Origin of the sequence: Rosettibacter primus (assembly GCF_036860675.1) — a bacterium.
Classification (GTDB): domain Bacteria; phylum Bacteroidota; class Ignavibacteria; order Ignavibacteriales; family Melioribacteraceae; genus Rosettibacter; species Rosettibacter primus.
The window spans coordinates 85,554-107,671 of record NZ_JAYKGK010000011.1 but is presented as its reverse complement, the minus strand read 5'-3'; the positions used below and the strand labels follow the sequence as shown (position 1 = coordinate 107,671).

General features: G+C 29.7%; 16 protein-coding genes and 1 tRNA gene. 10 read left to right on the top strand and 7 right to left on the bottom strand.

Annotated elements, in window-relative coordinates:
• Positions 1-32 precede the first annotated feature (32 nt).
• Positions 33-107 (bottom strand) — tRNA-Lys (locus tag VJY32_RS12605).
• A gap of 310 nt (positions 108-417) precedes the next feature.
• Here VJY32_RS12605 and VJY32_RS12600 point away from each other — a divergent pair.
• The 8 genes from VJY32_RS12600 to serA all read left to right on the top strand — a co-directional run bounded on the left by VJY32_RS12600 (position 418) and on the right by serA (position 11,253).
• Complete coding sequence (locus VJY32_RS12600) at positions 418-1,794, top strand: TolC family protein (protein ID WP_353678281.1); 1,377 nt, start codon at positions 418-420, stop codon at positions 1,792-1,794.
• Positions 1,795-1,832: 38 nt separating this feature from the next.
• The gene (locus VJY32_RS12595; protein ID WP_353678280.1) at positions 1,833-2,735 is read left to right on the top strand and encodes a PhnD/SsuA/transferrin family substrate-binding protein; all 903 of its coding nucleotides are present in this window, start codon (positions 1,833-1,835) and stop codon (positions 2,733-2,735) included.
• A gap of 14 nt (positions 2,736-2,749) precedes the next feature.
• The gene (locus VJY32_RS12590) at positions 2,750-3,640 is read left to right on the top strand and encodes a PhnD/SsuA/transferrin family substrate-binding protein (protein ID WP_353678279.1); all 891 of its coding nucleotides are present in this window, start codon (positions 2,750-2,752) and stop codon (positions 3,638-3,640) included.
• Between the two features lie 88 nt (positions 3,641-3,728).
• Complete coding sequence (locus VJY32_RS12585; protein ID WP_353678278.1) at positions 3,729-4,559, top strand: PhnD/SsuA/transferrin family substrate-binding protein; 831 nt, start codon at positions 3,729-3,731, stop codon at positions 4,557-4,559.
• Between the two features lie 10 nt (positions 4,560-4,569).
• Positions 4,570-5,490, top strand: a complete 921-nt coding sequence (locus VJY32_RS12580; RefSeq protein WP_353678277.1) for a PhnD/SsuA/transferrin family substrate-binding protein — start codon at positions 4,570-4,572, stop codon at positions 5,488-5,490.
• 4 nt (positions 5,491-5,494) lie between these two features.
• Entirely contained in the window at positions 5,495-7,549 is a 2,055-nt protein-coding gene (locus VJY32_RS12575; RefSeq protein ID WP_353678276.1) for a histidine kinase dimerization/phosphoacceptor domain -containing protein, read from the top strand.
• Between the two features lie 10 nt (positions 7,550-7,559).
• On the top strand, positions 7,560-9,914 hold the full coding sequence (locus VJY32_RS12570) for a response regulator (RefSeq protein WP_353678275.1): 2,355 nt from the start codon (positions 7,560-7,562) through the stop codon (positions 9,912-9,914).
• Between the two features lie 94 nt (positions 9,915-10,008).
• Positions 10,009-11,253, top strand: a complete 1,245-nt coding sequence (gene serA / locus VJY32_RS12565) for a phosphoglycerate dehydrogenase (RefSeq protein WP_353678274.1) — start codon at positions 10,009-10,011, stop codon at positions 11,251-11,253.
• A gap of 20 nt (positions 11,254-11,273) precedes the next feature.
• Here the strand turns inward: serA and VJY32_RS12560 are convergent, their stop codons facing one another.
• Complete coding sequence (locus VJY32_RS12560) at positions 11,274-12,707, bottom strand: PQQ-dependent sugar dehydrogenase (RefSeq protein WP_353678273.1); 1,434 nt, start codon at positions 12,705-12,707, stop codon at positions 11,274-11,276.
• Between the two features lie 146 nt (positions 12,708-12,853).
• Here VJY32_RS12560 and VJY32_RS12555 point away from each other — a divergent pair, with 146 nt between their 5' ends.
• Both VJY32_RS12555 and VJY32_RS12550 read left to right on the top strand, forming a co-directional pair.
• Positions 12,854-13,435, top strand: a complete 582-nt coding sequence (locus VJY32_RS12555; protein ID WP_353678272.1) for a thioredoxin family protein — start codon at positions 12,854-12,856, stop codon at positions 13,433-13,435.
• A 1-nt stretch (position 13,436) separates the two neighbouring features.
• Positions 13,437-13,931: a TlpA family protein disulfide reductase gene (locus tag VJY32_RS12550; RefSeq protein WP_353678271.1), complete on the top strand. Its 495-nt coding sequence runs from the start codon at positions 13,437-13,439 to the stop codon at positions 13,929-13,931.
• Between the two features lie 19 nt (positions 13,932-13,950).
• Here VJY32_RS12550 and VJY32_RS12545 read toward each other — a convergent pair whose 3' ends face one another.
• The 5 genes from VJY32_RS12545 to uvrA form a co-directional block, all read right to left on the bottom strand.
• Positions 13,951-15,150 carry a purple acid phosphatase family protein gene (locus tag VJY32_RS12545; protein WP_353678270.1) on the bottom strand — a complete coding sequence of 400 codons (1,200 nt, stop codon included), beginning with the start codon at positions 15,148-15,150 and terminating at the stop codon, positions 13,951-13,953.
• Entirely contained in the window at positions 15,147-16,493 is a 1,347-nt protein-coding gene (locus VJY32_RS12540; RefSeq protein ID WP_353678269.1) for a deoxyribodipyrimidine photo-lyase, read from the bottom strand. The genes VJY32_RS12545 and VJY32_RS12540 overlap by 4 nt, the downstream gene beginning before the upstream one ends.
• Positions 16,494-16,542: 49 nt before the next feature.
• Positions 16,543-17,013: an EVE domain-containing protein gene (locus VJY32_RS12535; protein ID WP_353678268.1), complete on the bottom strand. Its 471-nt coding sequence runs from the start codon at positions 17,011-17,013 to the stop codon at positions 16,543-16,545.
• A gap of 22 nt (positions 17,014-17,035) precedes the next feature.
• On the bottom strand, positions 17,036-19,195 hold the full coding sequence (locus tag VJY32_RS12530) for an alpha-glucuronidase family glycosyl hydrolase (protein ID WP_353678267.1): 2,160 nt from the start codon (positions 19,193-19,195) through the stop codon (positions 17,036-17,038).
• A 73-nt stretch (positions 19,196-19,268) separates the two neighbouring features.
• Positions 19,269-22,067, bottom strand: coding sequence for an excinuclease ABC subunit UvrA (gene uvrA / locus VJY32_RS12525; protein ID WP_353678266.1), 2,799 nt, complete (start codon positions 22,065-22,067; stop codon positions 19,269-19,271).
• Positions 22,068-22,118 lie beyond the last annotated feature (51 nt).

Genomic DNA, 22,118 nt, shown 5'->3' with positions numbered 1-22,118 from the left:
AATCCTGCTTGATATGCAGGATTCTTATTAGTTGGTGAGCGCGGGTGGGCTCGAACCACCGACCCTTTGCTTAAAAGGCAAATGCTCTACCCCTGAGCTACGCGCCCATATCTTAAATTTCGAGGCACAAATATAATTTTTACTAATAAATTTTCCAAACCTTTATAGGATAATTACTGAAAAATCTTTCGTATTAAATAAAAACTTCAGGTTGTTTTAAAAAAGAGAATGAATATTATTAATTTTTATTTTTTATCATATTTCTCTTTATTCAATTGCAAAGCAAAAAGCTTTTCTTCTTTTTTAATTTGCTTTAAAGATTGTTAAAATTAATTCGATAATTATATAGTAGATAATACTATATAGTGGTGAGCTATGCTCAAAATTAATATTTATTAAGTTAGGAGACTTCTTTAAATGTATAAATTACTACTAATTCTAGCTATCACTTATACAATTCAAGCGCAATCAAATAATTATAAAGAATTGACATTAGAAGATTGTATAAAGTTAGCTTTAGAAAAAAACAAGCAAAAGGAAATTTCTAAATTGGCAATTAAGAGAAGTGAAGCACAGATAAAGCAAGCAAAATCTATAAAGTATCCACAATTTGAAATTTCTTCGTTTGCTTTTGTAAGTGATGAAGATTTTACATTTACTCAGCCTCCTCTCAAAATTCAGATGCCACCAATAAATATGGGTACATTTTCTTTACCATTTTCTTCAATCGAAATTCCACCTCAAAAATTTTCAGTTGCGGAAAATAAAAGTATACTTTCAGAAGCTTCTCTAATTTATCCATTATATACAGGTGGGAAAATTAATTCTGTTATTGAACAAGCAAAATTAGGATTGTCTATAGCTAAGAGCGACTTAGAATTAACAGAAAGTGAAATAAAGTATAATGTTAAAAAAGCATTTTATTCAGTTGTGATGGCACAGAAAGTAAGTAATATTTTTAATGATGCACTAATTAGATTCGAAACCACTTATAAACTTACAGAAAGTTTATATAATGCCGGCTCAGAAAATGTGAACAAACTTGATTACCTAAAAATCAAAATGGCATATGAAACATTTAAAGGCTTGAATGAAACTATTTCATCAAATTTGAAAACTGCATTATCTGCACTGAAGTTTTTTATTAGTATTGATTCAAATGAAGAATTAACCATAATACCACCATTGAACGACTATGATAATGATGTAATAGAGAAATATTTAGAATCAGAATTACTAACTGAATTAAATATAAATATGCAGAAGATTAATAATGCTATAAAGGCATTTGAATATAAAGTAAAAGAAGCTAAAAGCGATTACTATCCATCTTTTGCATTGATAAGTAGTTATAGAAGATTGGACAATCATTATCAATATGGATTCTTTACAGAAGAGAATAGAAATATTTTATCAGTAGGAATAGGAATTAAATGGTCATTATTTAATGGTTTTAGAACTGAAGGCAAAGTTGAGGAAATGAAAGCAGAATTATCAAAGTACCAAACACAAAAATTATATTTGAACGAAGCATTGAAGTTTCAAAAAGAAAAATTATTAAATGAATTAAGAGCCGTAAATAATCAAGTTGAATCGGCAAAAGCAGCAATGGAAACAGCAACTGAATACAGAGAATTGCAGTTAAAAGCATATATGAATGATATGGGTTCGGTGTCCGATTTTATTCAAGCTCAATTGTATGAATCATTCCTGAGTGCGCAATATGAATACACACAATTCAATCGAATTTGTACAATTTTGGAATTGGAAAAAATTTTTGGAGATATTAAATAAACAAATGTGATATTCTCTTTAAACGAATAAAAATATATATGCAATCAATTAATAAAAGAGTGATCATATTTTTATTTTTAATAATTCTTGGTTATTATGAAATTACTGCACTGACACAGCCCGACACCGTTAGATGGGGATTTTATTTTACTTCTGTAGATGAGGTTGTAGCAAGAAAAATAGGCGAGTCATTAAGATACTGGGTGGAATTTATTAAAAATAAATCTAATGATAAAAGAGTTCAGGAAGCAGTTTTTATAAGTAGACGTTATACTTCCATAGCAGATTTTTTACAAGATGTGCGTAAAAACAAAATCGAAGTAATAAGCTTTCCTTCGTTAACTTATTTTAAAAGTGGCATAAATGATTATTTTTATCCAGCACTTACAATTTCAAAATCACAAGAAAGTAAGTATGAAAAGTATTTAATAATTAGTAGTGAAAAAGCAGAAAACAATATTGAAAAATTAAAAAATGCAGAACTTTATACTCCTAAGTTATATACAGACGAGCTGCTTGTTACCTGGATAAAATCAAAATTTAACATTAATAATTCTTCAAAGAAAAACAAGATTAAAATAATAAAAACAACAAAAACAGAAATTCAACTAATCATCTCAGTCTTCTTTAATACAATTAACTATGCTGTTGTTTCAGAAGCCTCATTTCAATTGGCTAAAGAATTAAATCCGCAGATAAAGAATAAAGTAAAGGTGTTAAGTGTTTCCCCAGACTTTCTTTATATAATAATTTCATTTAATAAAAAGATTAAAGAATATGTTGCTGAAAAAATTATGGAGCTGTGCTTAAATATCCATAAGTCAGTAGAAGGCAGACAAATATTAAATCTGATACAGGCAGAAAGATTTTTTTCAATTAATGAATCGGATTTAGATGAAACAAAAAAATTAGTAAAGTTTAATCAAACCAAAATTAATTAGAGCTGCGATTAAAGATGAAATGTTATTATAACATATTGGCTCTTACTTTATTAGTTTTTGGTTTAATTTCGAATATCACAATTGCGCAAAATAGACAGGATACACTTTATTGGGGTCTTTATTTTCCAGAAGTAAATAGAAACTATGTTGAAAAAATTTATAAGTCCTGGAATGCATGGATGGATTTATTTAAGAGTAAGTCTACAAATAAAAATGTAAAGGGAGGTAAATTTATAGCAGTTCAGTATAATTCATTTGAAAAATTAATGACCGACATAATGAATAACAAAATTGATGTACTTACATTATTTACAACAGATTATTTTAATTATGGATTGGATAAATATTTTTACCCGATTCTTACAACTTCAAAATCATTAGAAAATAAACTTCTGAGATATGTAATAATTTGTAATACACAGAAAAGCGGTGATTTAAATTCTGTCGATAATATTGAATTTAACTTGCCCGAATCAGATAATAGTAATTTAATGTCTATCTGGGTAAAATCAAAGATTGGTAATAAAAAATTTTCTCGATGGAAAAATGTTAAAATTACCAAGTTGTCAAAAACAGAAAGTCAGTTAATATACTCAGTCTTTTTTAATACAATAAATTATGCTGTTGTTTCTGATGCTTCACTTTATGTTGCTATGGAATTAAATCCACAAATAAAAAGTAAAGTTAAGATTATTGATATATCACCTGACTTAATAAATTTTCTTATTGTAGTTAGAAAAGAATATGATAAAGGGAATACTAATACAATAATTGATGTTTGTTCAAATCTTCATAAATCTGTAGAAGGCAAACAAATATTAAATTTAGCTCAAGCAGCTCGATTTGTACCAATTGTTCCCCTCGATTTACAAGAAACTGAAAAATTAGTAAAACAAGTAAAATGAAATTTTTATAAACAAACGACTTTTTAAAATGAGGACCTTTAAAGAAAAATTAACAATATTACTTTTTGTTTGCTTAATAAGCAGTAATATGCAATATGCACAATCAGATAAAACCATACTGAGATGGGCACTATATTTCCCTACTATAGAACAAAATTACATGAAACAAATTAATGAATCATGGGACTACTGGTCAAAGTTGTTTATAAAAAAATTAAATAACCAAGGTCTTGAAGGCGGAAAATTTTCTGTTCAACAATATTATTCTAAAACTCAATTATTAGAAGATATTAAGAATAATAAAATTGATGCTATAGCATTATTTTCAATTCATTATGTAAATGAGGGCTTTGATAAATTTTTCTATCCTGTTTTTACCTCTTCAAAGTCATTAGAAGAAAAATTTCAAAGATATATTATAATCTGCAATGTAGAAAACCAATTAAGTAATATTAATAACGCAGAACTGCATATACCAAAATCAAGTGAAAGTGACCTTATGGATATTTGGGTTAAATCAAGATTTGGTGTAGATAAGTCTGCTAATGGAATTGTTTTTGTTAAATCGCCCAAAAATGAAATTCAATTAATTAATGCCATTTTCTTTGGTTCTATAAAATATGCAGTAGTAACTGAAGCATCTTTTTCGGTGGCTAAAGAATTAAATCCCCAGATAAAAAACAAAATTAAAGTAATTGATACATCAACGGGTTTAATAAATCTTATCATTGCTTTAAGAAAGGGATATAATAAAGATTTTGAAAACATAATTTTAGATATAAGCCTGAACTTTCATAATTCTACTGAAGGTAGACAGATACTAAATCTTGCACAGGCTGCACGTTTTGTCGCTATTAATAATTCTGATTTATCGGAAACAATAAAACTTTTAAAATCAGTAAAAAAAAGATTACCATAAAAAGTTAGTTTTGATAAAGTTGAAGAAAGATTTTAAAATATTGTTGATAATTATAACATCATTTATTTTAATAATTAATTTATGTTTAGCACAAAACAAGCAATCAAAAGCAATACTCGGATTTTATTCACCTGATATTAATTCATCAGGCAGTATTGTTAAGGAATCCTTCAGCCAGTGGGTAGAAGAAATTAGAAAGTTGTCAACTTATAAACCTTTCAAGACACTAATTGTAGAACCTCATTTTTATAACACTCCAGATGAACTTTATAAAGATGTTTATAATAATTCTCTTGATATTATTAATATAAGTTCATGGGACTATTATAAACTAAAATTTACAAATAGACTAAAACCTATCTTAGTAGCAAGTTCCAATGAAAAAGAAAAGAAGGAAAGATTTTACCTTATCAAACATATTAGTAATCCTGTTGAAAATGTTGAACAGCTGATAAATCAAAAAATAGTTTTGCCCAAATTTAATTCCGTTCAATTAGCTAAAAGCTGGCTGCAAGTTGAATTATATGATAAATTAGGGAAGAAAAAATATAGAACAATTAAAATTGTCGAATCAAGAAATAATGACAATTATGAGTTATACTCTGTTTTCTTCAAAAGAATTGACTATGCAGTAATAAGAGAAAGTTCCTATCTAACAGCCGCGGAATTAAATCCACAACTAAGAAAGCAAATATCTATTCTTGCTAAGTCGTCAGGATATATATATTATTTTGCTGCGGCAAGGAGAAATTTTGATGAAGAATTATGTAATGAAATAAAAAAGGTTGGTATGAACCTTCATACTTCAGTTGCAGGGAAACAAATATTAAATTTAATGAGAGGGGCTAGGATATTTCCTATTTCTGAGGAAGATTTAAGAGAATCAAAGGAATTATTTAATAAGTACAATATTATTTTTAATAATTATTAATGAAATGAATAAAAAATTAAAAATATCAAAGGCTTATATTTCCTACGTCTGGACGCTAATAAAAAGGTGGTTTAATAGTATTACAGCAAGAATTACATTGCTCTCATGGTCAATATTATTAATTTCTACAATAATTTATGCTTTTTTCTATTACATCAATCAAAAAAATGTAATTCAACAAAGGATGCGCTTTGAAGCAAAAGATATTGCTGAATCAATCATTCAAGCAGAAGGATCAACATTATTTACAGAAGATTATGGCGGCATTATTGATTTTTGTACTCAACTTATTTCAAGTTCACAATCATTAGATTTTATTATTCTTTCCAAAAGTTCAGGGTTATCATTGATATTTGATAGAAATGGGTGGCGTTTTGAAGAATTAAAAGAACAGTCAATAAGACCTACGGAAAAAGAATCAGAACAAATAGCATTCATAAAATTATTTAATAAAGAAAATTATTTGTTCAGTAAGCCATTTATATATACAGGTATTAATTGGGGTTATATTCATATAGGTATCTCTCTTGATTCATATAATAAAGCAATGGAAAATTTATTCTCGAGAATGATGCTTTTCTCAACTATCTTCATTATACTGGGTTCTTTAGTTGCATTTCGATTTTCTCAAATGATTACAAAGCCGATTGGAGAATTAGTAAGTACAACATATGAGGTGGAAAGAGGTAATCTAAATGTTCAGGTTAAAGTTGAACGAGATGACGAAATAGGATTTTTGGCAAAATCATTTAACTTAATGATTGATTCTCTTAGAAGAAGTACAGAGCTTCTGGAATCAAAAATTAAAGAAAGAACTTATGAGTTGGAACAATCGAACCAAATGCTTATTGCTGAAATAAATGAAAGAAGAAAAACTGAAGATATGTTGAAAAAATATACAATTAAACTTGAGACATTAGAAGAAATTTATAAGGGAATTATTAATGCTAATTCTCCTTATGAAGTATTTCGTAATACAACGGATTTAATTTATAGAAAGATTATTCAGTTTACGATGGCAGAACTTTCATTTTTTGATAATGAAAGAAAAAAAGTACTTGTTATTACATGTTTAAGAGCAGAAGAAACTTTTGAAGTAAATACAGAAGAGTATGATTTCGATAATTATTATGGTCTAAATAAAAGTCTTGATTTACCATACTATTTACAGGCTGATATGAGAAATGCAGAATATAAAAATCCACAGGAAAGAGAACTTTATCAAAAAGGAATAATTTCATATATCTCTATCCCACTTTACTTTCAAAATGAATTGATTGGTGAATTAAACTTTGGATTTGATAAACCTTTAGAATTAGAAGATGAAAAGTATAGCATTCTGTATGAAATTTCTCATCATATTTCTGTTGCTATAGTACAATTATATTTGGCAGAAAAATTAAGACTAAGTGCTGAAGAATTAAGATCTTCTTTGAAAGAAAAGGACACATTGTTAAAGGAAATTCATCATCGTGTGAAGAACAATTTACAAATAATATCAAGTTTATTGTTTTTGCAGTCAAAATTACTTCACGATAAAGAATCAATTTCAATTTTTACTGAAACACAATTAAGAATACGTTCATTAGCTCTCGTTCATGAAAAACTTTATCGCTCAAAAAATATTAGTCAAATAAATTCTTCGGAGTACATAAAAAATCTTGTTACGAATATATTTGATACTTACAGATTCGATATTAATAATACTGAAATTAAATTTGATATAGATGATATAAAATTAACAGTGGATAGAGCTGTACCGATAGGTTTGTTGCTCAATGAACTTTTGACTAATGTTATTAAGTATGCCTTCCCAAAAGATAAAATTCCAAAATCCCATAAAAAGTGCGTGGAAATAGTTTTTAAAAATAAGGATAATTCTAAACTTGAATTACTTATAAGCGATAATGGAGTAGGATTGCCTGATTCTTTTAATATTGAAAACAGTGATTCATTAGGCTTAAAAATAGTATCTAATTTAGTATCTCAAATAGATGGAGAGTTAATTATTAATCCCAAAAATAATACAGAATTTAGAATCATTTTTAGTAATATTTAATGGGGTTTTTATGGCAAGAATATTTATTGTGGAAGACGAATCAATTGTTGCATTAGAACTTCAGCAAAGAATAGTAGATATTGGACACAGCGTTGCAGGAGTATCAGATAATGGAAAAGAAGCAATTGATAAAGTTTTGGAAACAAAACCGGATTTGATTTTGATGGATATCCACCTTAAAGGTGGTATTGATGGTATTCAAACTGCACAACAAATATTATCAAAATATCGTGTTCCAATTGTTTATTTAACAGCATATTCTGACGATGAAACAGTAAACAGAGCAAAGATTACATCACCACATGGCTATCTTGTAAAGCCAATAGAAGACAGAGAATTATATATATCAATTGAAGTTAGTTTAGCAAATTTTGAAATAGAGAAAAAACTTAGAGAGAGTGAGAGAAAATTATCAATAACATTACAGTCAATAGGGGATGGTGTAATAGCAACTGATGTTAATGGAAATATAACGATAATGAATCCCACAGCGGAAAAAATGTGCGGCTGGTCTTTTGAAGAAGCAAAAGGGTTACCTATAACTAAAGTTTTCAACATAATAAGTGCAATAGATAGAGAAAAAATTATTAATCCTGTAGAGGAAGTATTAAGGACAGGCGAAATTGTAGAATTATCTAATCATACAGTATTAATATCCCGCGATGGAACTGAACGACATATATCAGACAGTGCTTCTCCGATTAAAGGGGATACCGGTGAAATAGAGGGAGTAGTGTTAGTATTTTCTGATGTAACAGAAGCATATAAAAATCGTGAGTTATTACGTCAATCAGAAAAATTGTATCGTAATGTTGTAGAAAATGCCAGCGATATAATTTACACGATAGATTTAGAAGGTAATATTTTGCAAATAAATGCTGCGGGTTCAAAATTATTAGGTTATTCAACAGATGAAATAAAGAAAATAAAATATCATGATTTTATTTCTAAAGAATATTATGAGTTAGTTAAAAATCATTTTGTACACCAATATATTAAAAAAGAACAAACCACTTATCTCGAAGTACCAATTACTAAAAAAGATGGACAAAGAATTTGGTTGGGAAGCAACATTAATCTATTACATGATGGCGACAATATTAAAGGGTTCCATATTATATCACGTGATATAACGGATAGAAAAAATCTTGAATTTAGTTTGATTGAAGCCAAGGAGAGAGCTGAATCCGCAAATAGATTGAAAGATGCTTTTATTGCCAATATTTCTCATGAGATAAGAACACCTCTTAATGGTCTGCTTGGGATGATATCAGTACTCAAAGATATTTTTAATCCTTATATAACAGACAATGAAAAAAAATATTTTGATGCTATAGATAAAGCAAGTAGTAGAATAATCAGGAACATCGATTTAATACTTAATTATTCACGTGTGCAGGTTGGCGAGTTCAAAACAAATCCTCAATTTGTAAAATTAGATGAGATATTGAACGACTTATATTTAAGTTTTTCTGTAGCTGCAAAGCAAAAAGGTCTAACACTTAAATTCGACAAGAGAGTGGTAGATGCTCAAATTTATTCAGATACTTATTGCCTTAACCATATATTTTCAAATCTAATTGATAATGCAATTAAATATACCAATGAAGGTTCTGTAGAAATTACACTTTATAGAAATCAGGAAGGTAATTTGACAGTAGATGTTACAGATACTGGTATTGGAATATCAAAAGAATATATGGGAGATATATTTAAACCATATACACAAGAGAGAATTGGTTATAACAGACCATATGAAGGTGTTGGACTTGGCTTGTCTTTAGTAAAAAGTCTAGTTGATAAAATTAATTCCCAAATTTCTGTTAAAAGTATTAAAGGTAAAGGTTCTACTTTTACAGTTGTATTAAGTGATATGCAATTAGCTAATAATGAAATTAAAGTAGATAATGGGAACAATTTGAAAGAAAAATCTGACAGTCAGGCTGCTACGAAAAAATCATCGGTTCCTAAAGTTCTTGTAGTTGAAGATGAAGAAATAAATCAATTGTATTTAACAAAAAAATTAAGCGGCATCTGCGAAGTAGTAATTGCTGAAAGAGCAGAAGATGCTTTAGATAAAATAAATAAAAATAATTTTGACATAATTTTAATGGATATTTCATTAAAAGGAATGATGGATGGACTACAATTAACAAAAGAAATAAAGTCTAAAGAGAAATTTAAACTTATTCCAGTAATTGCAATGACAGGGCATGCATTTCATCAGGATAAAGAAAGATGTTTAGCTGCAGGTTGTGATGATTATATTGCAAAACCATTCAAGATTGATGAACTATTAACTAAAATCAACAAGTATCTTGTTGGTTGGTTCATTATTTCTCAAATGACCTCTTTAATTATTTAAAAACTTATTTTGAACATCTTCTCAAATACTATTCACATTTTAAGTTGCTCATCTTTATATTTGCACAATTAAATCTGTATATTTATTCATAGTTATGAACCAACAAACTAAACAATTATCATTTCCAAAAGAGAAAATTAAGGTACTTCTTCTCGAAGGAATCCATGAAAATGCGATTAATTATTTCCGGAAATACGGTTATACAAATGTTGAATGCTTAAAGCATGCTTTACATGATGAACATCTAATTGATAAAATAAAAGATGTTCATATTATTGGAATAAGGTCAAGAACTAATTTAACAAAGGAAGTTTTAAAGTATGCTAAGAAGTTAATTGCAATTGGTTGCTTTAGCATAGGAACAAATCAGGTAGATTTGCTTGCTGCTAAATTGAAAGGGATTCCAGTTTTTAATGCTCCATTTTCAAATACTCGCTCTGTAGCTGAGTTGGTTATAAGTGAATGCATTTTTTTAATAAGAGGGATACCAGAAAAAAATTTCTATGCTCATCAGGGCAGATGGCTTAAAGAAGCAAAAAATTCTTTTGAAGTTCGTGGGAAAAATATTGGTATTGTTGGATATGGTCATATTGGTTCTCAGGTTTCTATTCTTGCTGAAAGTCTAGGTATGAATGTTTTTTATTATGATATAGAGAAAAAATTAAGTTTAGGAAATGCAAAAGCCTGCAGCTCACTTGATGAATTACTTCAGGTTTCTGACATCGTTACACTTCACGTTCCGGAAACAGAGTTAACAAAAAATATGATTACAAAACGAGAATTAAATTTGATGAAGAAAGGTTCATACTTAATTAATACATCGAGAGGTAGTGTTGTTAATCTTAATGATTTAGCAGAAGCAATCGAAAACAAACATTTAAATGGAGCTGCAATTGATGTTTTTCCAGAAGAACCCGTTTCTAATGGTGATGATTTTATATGTGTTCTTCAAAAATTTCCTAATGTTATATTGACACCACATATTGGCGGCAGCACAGTAGAAGCTCAAGAAAATATTGCGCTCGAAGTTTCTGAAAAATTAGTTAAATACTGCGATATTGGTTCTACTATTGGAGCAACAAACTTTGTTGAAATTTCTTTAGCTCCAAATGTTGATAAACAAAGATATCTTCATATACATCATAACAAACCCGGTGTAATGAATAAAATTGCCAAAGTTTTTACAGCACGTAAATTGAACATTGGAGCTCAATATTTGCAAACAGATCCTTACATTGGATATGTAATTATTGATATTGACAGCAAAGAACATCCAAAAGAAATTTTGAAAGAATTAAAAGCTATACCGGAGACAATCAAAGCAAGAGTGTTATTATAAAATATAATTTTTGTGAAATTCTATCTTGCTATAACCATTTTTTTTGTTATAAATCCAGATGATGTTATAAGCTTATAGAAATAAACTCCACTTGAAATATTAGTTCCATCGAAATTAATTTCATAAATGCCGGGAAGTTTATGCTCGTCTACTAATGTTGTAATTTCTTTTCCGAGTATATCGTAAACTTTTAATGTAACAAAACCTGTGTTTGGAAGATTAAAACTAATGACTGTCTTAGGATTAAAAGGATTGGGATAATTCTGATATAATTCAAATCTGTTCAAAAGATTGGAGCCCTGTACTTTGGTGCCAGTTATAGCAACAAATTTATAGATTTTCCCAGCAGCATAATCTGCAAAATAAAGTTCATTATTTTCATCAATCCCAAATGTTGATATGCTGTGGTTTGTCTTAAAAAGTAATTTATTGTTCACATTCTTTCCGTCATATTCGAGTGCCCAGATATTTCCTGTAACAAAATCTGCATAAATATATTTTCCATAAATTTCTTTAACTCTGTTTCCACGATATACAAATCCGCCAGTAATCGAATAACCGCCTTCTTGATTATGACCATATTCCCAGATTGGCATAGTAAGATTTGTTGTATTACAATTTCTTGATGGATTGTAGCAATGAAATCCTTCCATTATTCTCCATCCATAATTTTTTGCTTTTTCTATAATATTAATTTCTTCCCAGAGATTTTGACCTACATCAGCAGCCCAGAGTTTGCCAGTTAAATTATCGAAACTAAAACGCCATACATTTCTCAAGCCCCATGCATAAATTTCTTCTTTTAATCCATTAGTGTTTCCTTTGAATGGATTATCATTAGGAATTGAGTAGTTTTTATTGTTTTCGCTCTTATTAACATCAATTCTCAAAATTTTTCCAAGATGAGATTTTAAATTCTGTGCATAGTTTTGAGGGTCTCCTGCTGAACCTCCATCTCCAAGAGAAATATAAAGATAACCATCTGGTCCAAATGCTAATTGTCCACCATTATGATTTGAATAAGGCTGTTCAACTTCGAGTAAAATTAGTTCACTGCTTTTATCTGCAACATCTGGATTGTTTTTGCTTACCTTAAATCTTGAAATGATAGTTCTTCTCGGGTTATTTGTTGTGTAATCAACAAAAAAATAGCCATTATTTTTATAATCTGGATGGAAAGCTAAACCGAGTAATCCCTGTTCGCCGCCAGATAATACTTTTTCCGAAATGTCCAAAAAGACTTTTGCTGAAGTTGCATTAGAATCATTTTTAATCACATAAATTTTGCCGGGTTGAGAAACAATAAATAATCTGTTTGTTCCATCATTTGCATTTTGAATATCGACAGGCTGTTCAAATGTAAGATTTGGAAATGCAGGTGAAATTTTTAATTGAGCAGGTGATGGATTGCATCCAAAAATTAAAATTACTGATAGAATTAATATTTTTTTCATTAATCCTCCTGCGCATTTTTTCTAAAAACAAATTTGAAACAAAAAAGTTCTATTACAAAAATATTTTTTTACGAATTTTTAGCATATAAAAGTTTTCATTCATATCTTTGCAAAGTATTACAATAATTAAACGAAAGGGTAGAATAATGAGGTCATTAAATAAATTTTTGTCAATAATTTTTATAACTGCTTTTTTCTTATCAACAGTAAAAGCTGATTATGATTCCGTCAAGAAAGTAGAAAATTTCATGCTGAAAGATTATAATGGAAAAGAATATCAACTGAGTGATTTCAAAAATTCAAAAGCAATTGTAATTTTTTTTATCGCAACTCAGTGCCCTGTTTCTAATGCATATAATTCAAGAATGGAAAAAATCTACGAAGAATATAAAGATAAAGGAATTGCTTTTATAGGAATTAATTCCAACAAACAAGAAAGTATAGAAGAAATTAAAGAGCACGCAAAAAAGAATAATCTTAACTTTATTATTCTAAAAGATGTAAATAATGTTATTGCAGATAAATTCAAAGCATCTGTTACACCAGAAGTTTATGTGCTGAATTCTGAATTTGAAATTCTTTATCATGGAAGAATAGATGATTCACGAAAAGAAGAAGAAGTAAAAAGCGAAGATTTGCGTAATGCATTAAATGAAATTCTTCAAGGGAAAAAAGTATCTAAAACAGAGACAAAAGCATTTGGCTGCACTATTAAAAGGGTGAATTAAAATGAAAAAATTTTTTGTCCTTCTATTTTTTGTTTTCATTTTTACAGGATTCAAGTTAACTCATAACAATGATGTAATAGTAGAAAAAATTGATAAATATAAACTTCAAAAACTAATTAAGGATAGAAAAGGGAAATTATTATTTCTGAATATATGGGCTACATGGTGCGAACCATGCAGAGAAGAATTTCCTGCAATAGTAAAGTTATCAAATGAATTTAAGGATGTTGACTTTGTAGGCATCAGTGTAGATTTCCCAGAAGAAATTGAATCAAAGATAAAACCGTTTATAAAAAATAATAAAGTGAATTTTCCAGTTTATGTAAATTCATTTTCAAATGACGAAGAACTAATTAATATGTTAAATAAAGATTGGAATGGAGCAATACCCGCAACATTTATCTTTGATAAATCAGGTAAACTAATTTCATTTATCGAGGGGAAAAAATCTTACGAAGAATTTGAGAAAAATATAAAAAGAGCAAGACGCAAATAGTCTTGCTCTTTATTGAAAATTATTTTGTTAATTCAAAATGGTCAAATAACTCACCTGTAGCAGTAAAAGAATCATAAACTAATTTATTTTCATCAATTGATATTACCTGAAATAATTGAGTGAAAGAACCAAGTTTCTCAATTAAATTGGAATACATTGGATTTGCTTTATACTGTTTTGGACCAGATACAGAAGTAATATAAATAGTTCCTTCAGGATTGATTTCTCCGCCTTTAATTCGATAAGTTCTTGCATAAGTATGGTCGTGTCCCTGTAAAACCAAATCAACTTTATACTTATCGAAAATTGGCATAAATGCATCACGAATTTTTTTGTTGTCTCTTCCTTCTCCAGTTGAATAAACAGGATGATGATAAACTACAATTGTCCACTTATTTTTATTAGAAGATAAAATTTTATTCAGCCAGTTAACCTGTTCTTCCAAATTATAATTTGTGTTTAGAAAAATAAATCTTACACCTTGATAATCAACATAATAAACTGATTCTTTCATGTTATCGAGTCCATTTTCGGGAAGTGTAAACATTTTTTTCCAAAGTATATAATCATTGATTCTTTTTTTCTTTCCATCTACGAATTCAATTGTAAGGTCATGATTGCCAACAGCCATAATCGAAGGTATCATTCTATGAATAAATCCAGATGCTTCGAACCATTCCTGCCATTGTTCATCGTTAGGTTCGTCTGTCAAATCACCAACAAATAACCAGAAAGCAGCATCAGGTGCTTTGCGAAATGTTTCTCTGAAAATTCTTGAAACATCTTCATATAAATTGTTTTGCGGGTCGCCAAGATAAACAAACTTAAAAGGCTTTATGTTTTTACTTGCAGTTTTAAATTGATTCCATTCGCTCCACAGCGAATCGGAGCCAACGCGATATATATATACTGTATTTTCAATTAGGTCTTTTAATATTGATGAATAGTAATAAACTTTTTTCCCGCTATCAAATGTGAGTGAATCGATTGATGCATTTGTAGAAATTATTTTCTCTTTGAATTCTATCCAGTTAGTTGAAACAGAATATTGCACCTGTGGATTTTTATATTTGTGATGTGATTGCCAGGTAATTGCAATACTGTTGTAAGGAGTTTCGGTTAGATTTAAGATTATTCTTTCCGGAAGATCTTTCTGTGCATAATTTTTATTTATAAACAGAAAAATTAGCATTAAAAAAATTCGAATTAGATTTTTCATTGTTCACCTTTAAATATGTTGTTAGTGTATTTTAGAATATCAAATTTTCTTTTGCATCCGGAATAATTCATATAACGAATTTTACCGAATATTGGTCTTTCGTTCCATGCTCTATCATGAACTCCACCAATTGACCATGCAATGCCTGTGTAACCGTTTGGATCTCTTCCATCCAATTCATATTTATCATTTAAGTAAATTGCTATTTTGAGAGCAGCTTCGGGAGATTCAGACCATTGTAAAATTTTTTTTGCCCAGTACATTCTTAAATAACTATGCATTTTTCCTTTCTTAACCATTTCGAGTTGAGCTGCATTCCATAAATCATCATGAGTGGTTCCATTTTCAAGTTCTTTAAGTGAGTAAATGTATTCCCGCTTATCTTTGCGATGTTCATTAAGAGTTTGTTTTGCCCAATCTGGAAATCCTTCGAACGAATCATATTTTTTATTGTAATAACAAAAGTTATCAGCCAGTTCTCTTCTAACAATTAGCTCCTCAAGAAATTCTTCTCTTGATTTGCAATAAGATGTTCTTTTAAGAAGTTCAAGTGTAATTCGTTGAGCAGAAATTTGTCCAAAATGCAGATATGGAGAAAGATTTGATAAAACATTTTCATTAGGGTCATTCCTTTTTTCTGAATACAAGTGAAGTTTTTCTTCAATAAATAAATCGAGCATTTTAATAGCTTCATCTTCACCAGGTAAAATCCAGTTTACTTCTGTTACAGTATTATCAACATTTAGTTTTGAATAAATAGAATTCCAGTCAATTTTATTGATGAAAGTATTTTTTCTTAATTTTTTTATCACAGGAAATTCATCAAGAAATTCAGGAAGAAGTTTATGAATTTTAGGACGAAATGTATAAGCAGCAAATTCCTGCTTGCTTGATGCAATTAAACATGGAACAATATTATGTGCATCAACTTCTTGAAATGGAATATCAATTTTTTCTGCAACATATTTTTTCCATCTTCTTGCAATTTTTAATGGATTAAAATCCACAATTAAAAGTGATGCTTCAACATTTCTTAAAAGTTCCGGGATGGTATCTTCGGGATTGCCAATTAGTAAATAGAAACCAATATTAAGTTCATCAAGATTTTTTTTAACTTTTTTTAAGCCCTCAATCATAAAAGAATATTGTCGAATTGTGGCATTAAGAAAAGAAGGGACAATATTAAATATTACAATTAATGGAGAATCTTTTTCGATAGCCATTTCGTATGCATAAATTAATGCCCAGTTGTCATTAACTCTCTGGTCTCTTTGCATCCAATAAGCTATTGGACCATTTTTATTTTTCCCTTCTTTAAGAATTCTTACTCTTTTTAAATTCATCGTTAAACTCGAAATCAAAATAATTTATGAATTGCTATGGAAAATTTATTTATGATTTTTTATTGCTCATATAAACTATTTCATTAAATTCTTCTTTTGTTATTGGCATTACAGATAATCTATTTCCTTTTTGAACAAGTTTCATGTTTTTTAGTTTAGGATTTTTTTTGATTTCTTCGAGATGAACGGGCCTATCAAATTTTTTTAGAAGTTTTATGTCGACCATAAACCAGGTTGGATTTTCTTTTTTGCTTTTTGGGTCATAATATTTGCTTTTAGGGTCGAATGCAGTAAAATCTGGATAAGCTTCCTTTACTACTTCACAAATTCCAACTGCTGCAGGAGGTTCTGTGTTGCTGTGATAAAAAATTACTTTGTCGCCAATTTTCATTTCATCGCGCATGAAATTTCTTGCTTGATAATTTCGAACACCATCCCAGAATGTTGTTTGATTTTTTGATTTTGCTAAGTCATCTATTGAAAATACTTCGGGTTCAGATTTCATTAACCAGTATTTCATAATCTACTTCCTTATTTGGTGATTAAATTCCTGGTGCATAAGGGAAGTTAAGATTCATGTAATACTCTAAACTCTTATCTGGCTTTTCAAGTTCATTTGGTATTGGCATTTTTGAAAATGTTTGAAAATATAAAACGCAGGCATTTCTCCACCATATTGCTTCTTTTAATTGAATGTTTAGAAGCATTTTAACATGTTCAAATTCATCTTTATCAATTTTTGATTCGAGAGACTTCCATATATTAATTGTTTCTTTAACTCCTTCTACTCCTTTGTAGTAATGATAACAAAGTTCTTCCCATAAAGTATTTCCTGATTTCATTTTGTAGTTCCATGGGAGATGATGAAACCAGAGAAGATATTCATCGGGACATTTTTCTAGTGAAGAAAATATTTCTGCAACTTCAGGATAATATTGTGATACTGCATTACTTCCTTTTTCAGTTCTGTCAAAACCAATTCCATTTGAATCAGCTCGATGATAGTAAACCGAAGTCCAGTCATCACGATGTTTATCTTTAATCCATGGAGCAGGTCCATAATGGTGATTCCATCCCATTATGTGATGCAGTCCAAGAGGAGTCATATAATTGACACAATCTTCACGGGATTTCAACATAATTGTTTTTATTTTTGAAACCACTTCATTGTCATTAGAAAAAGTTTGTCTAATCCATTCCTCTGCAACTTCTTCAGAAGTTAATTCATGATTCCAGGCTAATCTTCCGAATGCATACCAGTTTGCCTGACCAAATAAATGCCCAGTCCAATTTCTATCAGTGCCGATATTTGACACCCCGGCAATTCCAGAAATTGAATGATTATCAAGACTTCCATCAATTACTTTTGCAACTGTTGAACCTTTGCCTTTGCAGTAAGTATCTGATTCAAGGCATTCTTTGAATAAAGTAGCTAAGTAAACAAGATGAGTCCCTTGACCAAGATATTCCTGAGTGATTTGAAATTCCATCATCAATGGAGTATTTGGCATAGCCCCAAAAAGTGGATGAAAAGGTTCTCGAGGTTGAAAATCAATTGGACCATTTTTTACCTGAATCAAAACATTCTTTTTAAATTTTCCATCGAGAGGTTTGAATTCGTTATAAGCTTGTTTGGCTCTATCCTCAGGTATATTGTTATCATAAACAAAAGCTCGCCACATAACAACACCGCCATAAGGTTCGAGAGCTTCGGCAAGCATATTTGCACCATCGGCATGACTTCGCCCATAGTTCTGTGGACCGGGTTGACCTTCTGAATTTGCTTTGACAAGAAATCCACCGAAATCGGGAATTAAACTGTAAATCTCTTTTACTTTTTCTTTCCACCATTGTCTTACATCTTCATTTAAAGGGTCTGCAGTTTTTAAATTCCCAATTTCAATAGGTGCACTGAATCTTGCAGTTAAATAAACTTTAATTCCATAAGTACGAAATACATTTGCAAGAGCAGCAACTTTTAAAAGATAATCATGAGTTAAAACCCATGCATTTGCATTTACATTTGTTAGAACCGTTCCATTAATTCCAATTGATGCATTAGCACGAGCATAATCTTTATAACGAGTATCAATATAATCAGGTAATTTGTGCCAATCCCATATTGAAAAACCAGCATAACCTCGTTCTACAGTTCTATTGAGATTATCCCAGTGATTTAAGATTCTTAATTTAATTTTAGGGTAAGAAATGATTTTTAAATTTGTTATTGGTTTTTGTGTTTGAAGTAATCTTAAGAATTCAAAAGTACCATACATAACACCAACATCACTATTTGATGTTATTACAATTATATCATTTCCCTTGTGTTTTAATGTTTGAATTAAATATCCATCATCAGGAATATTGGAAATTTCCGGGGACAAACTCAGTTCTTTTAATATTTTTGATTTTTTATAATTAGATGCAATTACAGTTCTATTTTTTGTTGCTGAAATAACAGGAATATTTTTACCCAATAAACCAGTTAAACCATTTTGAAGTTCTTCTTTAACAGCACTTAAAGTGGGTGAGTTGTTATCAACTAAAAGATACTTTATTTGAGTTGTGTATGATTTTAGTAAGCTTTTATTTGTTACTTTATCATACCTTAGCCACAATCTATAACCATCTTCTGAATATAAATTTGTACGGTTGATAAAGAATGATATTATAAGTGTTGTTATTAAAAGTGATGTTTTCATATGCATAAAAAATTTTTTTAATAATATGATAAGAAATAATGGTAAAAGAAAGAACAGGGCTTTTAACAAATTATTAATTTTCTAAGACTTTTTTAAGAAATTGTCCTGTGTATGAATTGGGATTATTAGCAATTTCTTCGGGAGTCCCTGTGGCAACAATTTCACCACCTTTATCACCTGCTTCTGGACCGAGGTCAATTATGTAATCAGCACATTTAATCACATCTAGATTGTGTTCAATTATTACCACTGAATTGTTATTTGCAATTAAAACATGAAAGCACTTTAAAAGTTTATTTATGTCATCAAAATGTAATCCTGTTGTCGGCTCATCAAAGATAAAGAGTGTGTGTTGATTTTTTTTCTGCTGCGATAGGTAATATGCTAACTTAACTCTTTGAGCTTCTCCTCCCGATAATGTAGTTGATGGTTGACCAAGTTTTATATATCCCAATCCAACATTGGAAAGCATTCTCAATATTGAAACTATTTTGTCATGACTTACAAAAAATTCAATAGCTTCATCAACAGTCATATTAAGAACATCAACAATATTTTTACCTTTGTAAGTTATTTCTCTTACTTCTTTTTTAAATCTTGTTCCTTTGCAGTCATCGCATTCGAGATAAAGGTCTGCCATAAATTGCATTTCAATTTTTACAAATCCTTCTCCTTCACAAGTTTCACATCTTCCGCCTGGAATATTAAAAGAGAAAAATCCAGGTTTATAACCTCTTGCTCGAGCTTGAGGAGTTGAAGCATAAAGTTCGCGGATTAATTCAAAACCTTTTACATAACTGATTGGATTTGAGCGAGGTGATTTTCCAATAGGAGATTGGTCAACTATTACAACATCGTCGATATATCTTGTTCCTTCAATAGAATCAAATTTGCCTAACTTTGGAGGGTTGCCGCCAAAATGTTTTACCAATCCGCCATATAAAATATCGTGAACCAATGTGCTTTTACCTGAACCGCTAACTCCTGTTATAACTACAAATTTTCTTAATGGAATTTCTACAGTAACATTCTTAAGATTATTTTCTCTTGCACCAATAATTTTTATGGATTCTGTTTTTTTTGTATTTCTTATAGAAGGAACAGGAATTTTTAATTTACCCGATAAATATTTTCCTGTCAAAGATTTTTCATTTTTAATTATTTCCTCATAAGTACCTTTAGCAATTATCTCTCCGCCATGAACTCCTGCACGAGGACCCATATCGAAAATTAAATCTGCTGCACGCATCATCTCAGGGTCATGTTCAACAACAAGAACTGTGTTCCCCAAATCTCTCAATGATTTCAATATTTTTATTAATCTTGAATTATCTCTGGGATGAAGTCCTATTGAAGGTTCATCAAGCACATAGAGAGTTCCCATTAAAGCCGAACCAAGTGAAGTAGCTAAATTTATTCTTTGAGTTTCGCCGCCAGATAGAGTACTGCTTAATCTATCAAGCGTGAGATATCCAAGTCCGACATCATTTAAAAACGTAAGTCGTTTTAAGATTTCGTCGTGAATTCTTTTTGCAATTGATTTTTCATTTTCATTAAGTTCAAGATTTTTAAAAAAGTTATAAGCCTGTTCAATAGACATTTGAACTATATCGTGAATTGATTTATTGGCAATTTTTACCTGAAGTGCTTCGCGTCTTAAGCGAGAACCTCGGCATGCAGAACATGTGGTGTAACCTCTGTATTTACTTAAAAGTACTCTTATGTGCATCTTATATGTTTTTTCTTCAAGATGTTTGAAGAAGCCATTTATTCCAGCAAATCCTCCAAACCCTTCTTTTAATAAATTTATTTGTTCCTGAGTTAAGTTTTTAAATGGCACATTAAGAGGAATTCTGTTATTATTATGTTTGATTAGGTCTCTTAAGTATGAACTATACTTAACTGTTCTCCATGGAGCAATAGCTCCTTCACTAATACTTAAATTGGGGTCTGGAACAACAAGGTTCATGTCGTAATCCATTGTTTTGCCAAAACCCTGACAAACTGGACAAGCTCCAAAAGGATTATTAAATGAAAAGAAACGAGGTTCAGGTTCTTCGTATTTTATGCCGCAACATTCATAGAATTTTGTAAAATGTTTTAATTCATTTTTGTCTGCATTTATAATTGTTAATCTTCCTTCCCCTTCTTTAAAACTAATTTCAATTGACTCGGCAAGTGCTTCTCTTACTTTCCCTTTTTTTATTTTGAAACGGTCGAGTACTATAATAATTTCTTTTTTAGAATTGTGATTAATCTTTGAAATAATTTCTTCGATTGTTTGTGAATTAATATCAATTAATTCATCTTTATAAAAAATTCTGAAAAATCCTTTCTTCTTTAATAAATCAATTTCTTCTTCGATTGTTCTGCCTTCATGATAGTGAATGGGAAATCCAATATAGAATTTATCTTCTTCGTTTTGGGTTTCGAGCCATTGAGATACAGTTGCAACTGTGTCTTTTTTTACTTCATTGCCGCAATTAAAACAAATAGTTTTGCCAATTCGAGAAAACAGTAATCTTAAGTAGTCATAAATTTCTGTGCTTGTTCCAACAGTAGACCTTGGATTACGTGCACCAGTTTTCTGTTCAATTGCAACAGCAGGAGAAATTCCATAAATAAAATCAACTTCAGGCTTGCTTATTCTTTCTAAGAATTGTCTTGCATAGGAAGACAAACTTTCAACATATCTTCGTTGACCTTCTGCATAAATTGTATCAAACACAAGCGAAGATTTACCGCTTCCGCTCACACCTGTAAAAACAACTAATTTATTTTTAGGAATTTCAAGAGATATATTTTTAAGGTTGTGCTGCCGTGCCCCTTTAATAATAATTTTTTGACTTTGTATTTCTTTATCTTCTTTCATTTTTTGGCGAAGTTATGAAATTGTAACCTATAAATTACTAAACTTTTTTGA